Raw genomic sequence first — 6,118 nt, forward strand, 5'->3', positions numbered from 1 at the left:
AGGCCGACATGGCGCGCCAGGGACGCCAGATCGACAAATCCAATCTGCGTCCCGGCGATCTGGTGTTCTTCAACACCCTCAACCGGCCGTTTTCGCATGTCGGCATCTACATCGGCGACGGACGGTTCGTGCATGCACCGTCGGGCAACGGCAAGGTGCATATCTCGCGGATGGACAATCCGTATTTCGCACCGCGCTTTGAAATGGCCAGGGCTTACTTCAACTAGCGGAGACGAAGCGCATGGACCACACGCCCGCGCGCCGCGCCGGAACTCTTCATCATGATGTCCGCTGCCTGGATGACTTCAAGCTGTCCCACGACAAGCTGGGATAGCTTGCCTCAGGCGCGTGCGCTGCGACGTTTGGCCGGGGCCGGTGCGCGTTTGACTGCGGCTTTCGGCGCCGACGTTTTCTTTACGGCAGCCGGTTTGGTTATGCGTTTTACCGGAGTGCTCTTGAGCGCGGCCTTCTTCGCGTCCGGTTTGACGATGCCGATTTCTTTCACCGGTCCGGCTTTTTTCTTCTTGATCTGTGCTGCACTCCTGCCCTGTGCGGCCTGCCCTACCAGACTGGCGCTGTAGCGCTTGAACGCGATATCCATGTGACGCCGCATCGCTTGCCGCGCCATTTCCGGATCGCGGGCGCGCAGGGCTTTCATCACGCGCGAATGTTCTTCGATCGCGTCGTTCCATACCTCGATGGTATCGAAGTGGCTGTGCAGGCGATCGAACAGCGGTCCCAGACGGGCATCGAACAATTGCGTCACCAGCCCGACCAGCACACTGTTGCCGGTCGCTTCGGCCACGCGAATGTGGAACAGGCGATCCGCTTCGAGCGGATTGGCGCCCGCGCTGGTGTTTTCGATCATTTGCTGAAACGCTTCTTCGATCGCGTCGATCTGCGCCTTCTTGCCATTCTTGGCGGCGGCATAGGCGACTTCCCCTTCCAGCATGGCGCGCGCACGGATCAGCTCCAGCGGGCCTTCCTCGCTGGAGAGATCGATGCGCCGCTCGCGCTGCACCGGCGGGCAGACATAGATGCCGGAGCCCATGTGGACTTCGATGTAGCCTTCGACTTCCAGCGCGATCAGGGCTTCGCGCAGCGACGGCCGGCTTACGCCGAGCTGCACCGACAAATCACGCTCCGACGGCAAGCGCGAACCGACCGGGAATTCGCCGTCGACAATCAGCTTGCGCAGCTGGTCGCTGATCTGGCGGTACAGTCGCTGCGGTTCGATCGCTTCAATTGGCATAAGGAGGTCCGATGAAAAATTCTTAATCTTGGCGCCGGATTGTATCTCACCACAAGCGAATGACCAGCTTGCCGCCCGCCGCCGCCAACGCAGCAACGGGCGATGAAGGGTGATGAAGAGCAATCAGCCCAGCGCTGCCGGGAAACTCAGACCATATTGCTGTGCAGCCTCGCGCAATCCGGGTGCAATCGTCGGATGCAGCGCAACCCCCTGCTCCAGCTGCTGCGCACGGCGCGCCATGCCGCGGTCGCCGGGCATGCGCACTTTTTCCACTCCGGGTCGCGGTGGATTGTTGCGGCAGGCTTCGGCGATGTGATCCATTTGCCGCTTGAACGCCGCCTCGCCGCCGAACGCCGCGGGATCATACAAACTCATGAATACGGTGGCGCCCCAGCCAGCCGGCGGATCGGCGCGGCCGAAGCCGGACAGGCCGCCGGTCAGCGCTTCGATCAGCACCGCCAGGCCGAACCCCTTGTGACCGGCCGACAAACCGCCCAGCGGCAAAATCGTACCCGGCGGATCGGCGGCGAACACGGCGGGATCACGGCTGGCGTTGCCTTGTGCATCGAGCAGCCATTCTTCTTCAAATTGCTGGCCGGCCTTGTGCAGGCGATTGCTCATGCCGTTGGTAGTGATCGAGGCGGAAATATCGACCAGGAACGGCGTACCCGAAGTCGGGATACCGGCGGCGATGGGATTCGGCGTGAACACCGCCTGAGTGCCCCCGAACGGCGCCACGCTCTGCACCGCCGGATCGGAACTGGCCAGGATCATCATGAAGCCCTCCTGGGTGGCGCGCAGCAGGTAGGCCGCCAGGCAGGCGATGTGATGGCTGTGGTGGATGGTCAGCGAGGCGGTACCATAGTCGCGCGCCTTGGGGATCAGGGCATCGATGCCCTGGTGCACCAGCCAGGGACCCGGCAGGCGGCGGCCATCCCAGGCCAGCGCGGCGGGACGGTCGGACACCACCTCCGGTTCGCCGGAAGTGGTCATACCGCCCTTCTCGATTTCTTTCACGTACGGCGCCAGCAAAGCCAGGCCGTGGGTATCGTGGCCCAGCAGGTCGCCGTCAACCAGCGTGCTCGCCACCGAAGCGGCAGGCTCCAGCGGCAGGCCGGCCTTTTGCAGCAGTTGGGTGGAGAACTGCTTGAGTTCGACGGCGGAAAAACGTTCGGGTGCAGCCATGTTGCAAACCATCCTTTCGTTATAAAAATCTCATGCGATTACCGGCTTCTTGCGCAAACCGCGCATGACCAGCGGCAACAGCCACAGCAATATCGTCACCACGCCCAAGGTACCGGCGATGGGCCGGTTGAAGAAGGCAAGGAATTCACCATCGGCCTTGATCATCGAGGTGACGAAATGTTCTTCCAGCATGCCGCCCAGCACCACGCCCAGCACCGCCGGCGCGACCGGAAAACCGTTCTCTTCCATCAGGTAAGCCAGCAGACCGAACACCAGCATGATGCCGACGTCGGACACGCTGTTGTTGGTGGCATACGAACCGACGATGCAGAACAACAGGATCAACGGCATCAGCAGATTACGCGGAACGCCGAGTATGCGCTTGGACACCTTGATGCACCAGTAGCCCAGCGGCAGCATCAGCAGGTTGGCGAGGATGAAGACGATGAAGATCGCATACATCGAGACCGGATTTTCGACGAAGATCATCGGACCTGGATTCAGATTCTTCATGTACAGCACGCCGATCACGATCGCGGTGATCGAGTCGCCCGGGATGCCGAACACCAGCGCCGGAATCCACGCGCCGGCCAGCGCCGAGTTGTTGGCGGCGCCCGACTCGACAATGCCTTCCGGGTGGCCGGTGCCGAACTTCTCCGGCTCCTTCGACATCTTCTTGCTCATCGCATAGGACATCCAGGCCGCGATGTCGGCGCCCGCACCGGGCAAGATGCCGACCAGCGTGCCGAGCACGCTGCCGCGCAGGATCGACTTCGGATATTTCACCGTCAATGCCCACATGCCCTTGAAGACGTTGCCGACCTTGCCGTCCGGGATGGTCATCGCCTGGTCTTTGGAAACCGCATAGCGCAGCACCTCGGACATCGCAAACATGCCGACCATCAGCGGCACCAGCGACACGCCGCTCAGCAAGTCGGCGTTGTCGAACGTGAAGCGCGGCACGCCGGCCGGATTGCCCATGCCGATGGAGGCGATGAACATGCCGATGAACAGCGAGACGAAACCTTTGAGCGCATTGTCCGACGCAATGAAAATCGCGCAGGTCAGGCCCATCAGCACCAGCCAGAAGTATTCGAACGAAGAAAACTTCAGCGCCAGCTCCGCCAGTACCGGCGCGGCCAGGATCAGTACGAAGGTGCCGAACAAACCGCCCACCGCCGAGAACACCAGGCTGGCGCCGAGCGCGATTTCGCCCTGCCCCTTTTTCGTCATGGCATAGGCTTCATCGGTATAGGCTGCCGATGACGGCGTGCCCGGAATCCGCAACAGACAGCCGGGGATATCGCCCGAGAAAATCGCCATCGCCGTGGCCGATACCATCGCCGCCACCGCCGGCACGGGGGGCATGAAGAAAGTCACCGGGACCAGCAAGGCCACGGCCATGGTGGCGCTGAGGCCGGGAATCGCACCCATGAACAGTCCGAACATGGACGAACCGAGAATCACCGCCAGGACGTAAGGGTCAAACACCAACCCGAAGGCGGTATAGATATTGGCAAGCATGGTCGCTCCTTTACCAGGCCACGGACTTGAGAAGACCCCACGGCAGCGGGACCTTCAGCAGTTTGTAGAAGATGTAGTGGATGCCCAGCGCACTGGCGAGGGCGACCGGCAGCGCAACCACCAGGCGTGCGCCGAAGGTTGCGAACAAGGACAGCAGCAGGATGGTCGCCGTCGGCAGGAAGCCCAGGGGCTCGGAGGCATAGATGTAAAACACCAGCGACAACAGCACCAGCGCATAGGCGAACACGGCGCGCCGCTCGCCGGCCCATTCGGGCAGGCTGACCCAGCTTTCGCCGGAAGCGCGCCTTTCGCGCACGCCCTTGACCATGAGCAGGATCGCGCAGATCAGGAAGGCTACGGCCAGCGCTTGAGGGAACAGGCCCGGCCCGATCTGCTGGGCCATCGTGGGCAGGTTCGCCGAGTAGACGTAAATCGCGGCGGCGAATATCGCCAGCAGGATTCCGGAAACGGTATCGTTGATTTTCATGGCAGCAGAGTTCGGAGGTACGGCGGATTCAATCATGGCTCCTCATCTTCGTCACATGCCACGTGACGTGATGTGAAACCGCGCGAAAAAAGATACGCGCGGACGGTCAACCGGGACCGTCCGCAAGCTGGCTACTTCGCCATGCCCAGGGTCTTCAGGATCTGCCCCATGTCGCTGTCGCTTTTCTCCATGAACTTGCCGAACTCGGCCGAGTCGGCATACATCGTGCCGAAGCCGCGTCCACCCATGAAGTCCTTGTACTCCTTGCTGTTGTAGATTTTCTGCAGGTGTCCGGCCAACCTGGTCTGGATATCGGCAGGCAGGTTCCTGGGCGCGACGATGCCGCGCCAGGCACCGATGGTCCAGTTGCTTCCGGTCAGGCTCTTCAGCGTCGGCACCTTGGGATACAGTGCGGCCGGTGCGTTGGCCATGATCACCAGCGGACGCGCCTTGCCGGCATCGATCAGGGAACGCGCTTCCGGCAGCGAAGCGGCGACGATGTCGACACCGCCCGCGGCCAGATCAACCATCGCCGGCGCGGCGCCGTTGGACGGCACGAAGCGCACTGCGGTCGGCTCCAGCTTGAGGTCGCTCAGCATGCCGGCCAGGCCGAGATGCCAGATGCCGCCCTGGCCGGTACCGGAGGCCTTGAGCTTGCCGGGATTGGCCTTGACTGCCTTGAGCAGGTCGTCGAAAGTTTTGTACGGTGATTCGGCGCTGACGGTGAGCGCGGCCGGATCGAAATTCATGAGCGCGATCGGCGTGTAATTCTTGTAGCTCAGCTGGGTCAGGCCCTGATGGTGCATCATGGCGATCTCCACCGTGGCCAGGCCGATGGTGTAGCCGTCCGGGGCGGCGCCCGCGATGGCTTGATGACCCACCACGCCGTTGCCGCCGGTGCGGTTGACGACGTTGACGGGCTGGCCCAGTTCTTTTTCCAGCAACGCGCCGATGATACGTGCAGTGGCGTCGGTGCCGCCGCCTGCGCCCCACGGCACGACCAGCGTCACCGGCCGATCCGGCCATGCCGCATGCGCAGCACCAAAGCTTAAAACCGCGGCTGCGGCGATGACTGTCTTCAACAGATTTCTACGTATTCCGATCATTGTCTCTCCTCCGTTTGATGGTAAAAGCAGGCAGTTTCGCCTGTTGCGTACGGATTCATTGCAAATCCGCCGATGAACCATGCAGCGCGATCTGTGTCGGCTTATCCGTCTCCCGTGCTGGTATTTCCTTTATTTTTTCTTGCTTTTGTTTCCTGACAAAATCTTGTCAAGCGGTCATGTGGTCTTACCAGAACGAGAAAAGAATTTCATATCACCCCCTCACTGTCAAGGCCGAAAAGCATGCACGAAAATAATTCATCTACGCCGCAACGCACCATTGGGCATCATGGAGGCATGAATGAAAACATGCGTAAGACGCCAATGAAAAGATGTATGACAAATCTGGTATTACCACTTGACCAAAGTCCGGATGCTGAAATAGACTCGCTGGCATCTTGACGACGCAGGCCGTTGCTGAATACATTTTCACCACCGGTTTGCACGCATAAAAAATACAAGAGCAGAAACTGCCGGCGGACCATACCGCAGCACTGGAGACAGGCATTGAAGAACTTAGCTAGCCGGGGGTGTAATTCCATCGTTCCGCAGCCGCGCATGCGCCGG

7 protein-coding genes are annotated in these 6,118 nt (G+C 61.1%); 1 reads left to right on the forward strand and 6 read right to left on the reverse strand.

Features of this window, described 5'->3' with window-relative positions:
• The coding region (locus HLUSI_RS0119485; protein ID WP_016835543.1) for a C40 family peptidase at nt 1-227 on the forward strand (227 nt) is incomplete at its 5' end.
• A 113-nt stretch (nt 228-340) separates the two neighbouring features.
• Here HLUSI_RS0119485 and HLUSI_RS0119490 read toward each other — a convergent pair.
• The 6 genes from HLUSI_RS0119490 to HLUSI_RS34375 form a co-directional block, all read right to left on the reverse strand.
• A complete protein-coding gene (locus HLUSI_RS0119490; RefSeq protein ID WP_016835544.1) occupies nt 341-1,252 on the reverse strand; it encodes a FadR/GntR family transcriptional regulator in 912 nt (303 codons plus the stop codon).
• A 123-nt stretch (nt 1,253-1,375) separates the two neighbouring features.
• Entirely contained in the window at nt 1,376-2,437 is a 1,062-nt protein-coding gene (locus HLUSI_RS0119495; RefSeq protein ID WP_016835545.1) for an Ldh family oxidoreductase, read from the reverse strand.
• A gap of 30 nt (nt 2,438-2,467) precedes the next feature.
• Nucleotides 2,468-3,961 (reverse strand): tripartite tricarboxylate transporter permease, encoded by a 1,494-nt coding sequence (locus tag HLUSI_RS0119500; protein ID WP_016835546.1) that lies wholly within the window; start codon nt 3,959-3,961, stop codon nt 2,468-2,470.
• Nucleotides 3,962-3,971: 10 nt separating this feature from the next.
• Nucleotides 3,972-4,448, reverse strand: a complete 477-nt coding sequence (locus tag HLUSI_RS0119505; protein WP_016835547.1) for a tripartite tricarboxylate transporter TctB family protein — start codon at nt 4,446-4,448, stop codon at nt 3,972-3,974.
• A gap of 131 nt (nt 4,449-4,579) precedes the next feature.
• Nucleotides 4,580-5,554, reverse strand: a complete 975-nt coding sequence (locus tag HLUSI_RS0119510; protein WP_029363788.1) for a Bug family tripartite tricarboxylate transporter substrate binding protein — start codon at nt 5,552-5,554, stop codon at nt 4,580-4,582.
• 284 nt (nt 5,555-5,838) lie between these two features.
• The coding region (locus HLUSI_RS34375; RefSeq protein ID WP_238534044.1) for a hypothetical protein at nt 5,839-6,118 on the reverse strand (280 nt) is incomplete at its 5' end.

The sequence above is a fragment of the Herbaspirillum lusitanum P6-12 genome (assembly GCF_000256565.1).
GTDB classification, from domain to species: domain Bacteria; phylum Pseudomonadota; class Gammaproteobacteria; order Burkholderiales; family Burkholderiaceae_D; genus Herbaspirillum; species Herbaspirillum lusitanum.

Bases quoted from the DNA above. Each gene is read 5' to 3' on its own strand.
- HLUSI_RS0119490 (WP_016835544.1), bottom strand. From the start codon at position 1,252: ATGCCAATTGAAGCGATCGAACCGCAGCGACTGTACCGCCAGATCAGC.
- HLUSI_RS0119495 (WP_016835545.1), bottom strand. From the start codon at position 2,437: ATGGCTGCACCCGAACGTTTTTCCGCCGTCGAACTCAAGCAGTTCTCC.
- HLUSI_RS0119500 (WP_016835546.1), bottom strand. From the start codon at position 3,961: ATGCTTGCCAATATCTATACCGCCTTCGGGTTGGTGTTTGACCCTTAC.
- HLUSI_RS0119505 (WP_016835547.1), bottom strand. From the start codon at position 4,448: ATGAAAATCAACGATACCGTTTCCGGAATCCTGCTGGCGATATTCGCC.
- HLUSI_RS0119510 (WP_029363788.1), bottom strand. From the start codon at position 5,554: ATGATCGGAATACGTAGAAATCTGTTGAAGACAGTCATCGCCGCAGCC.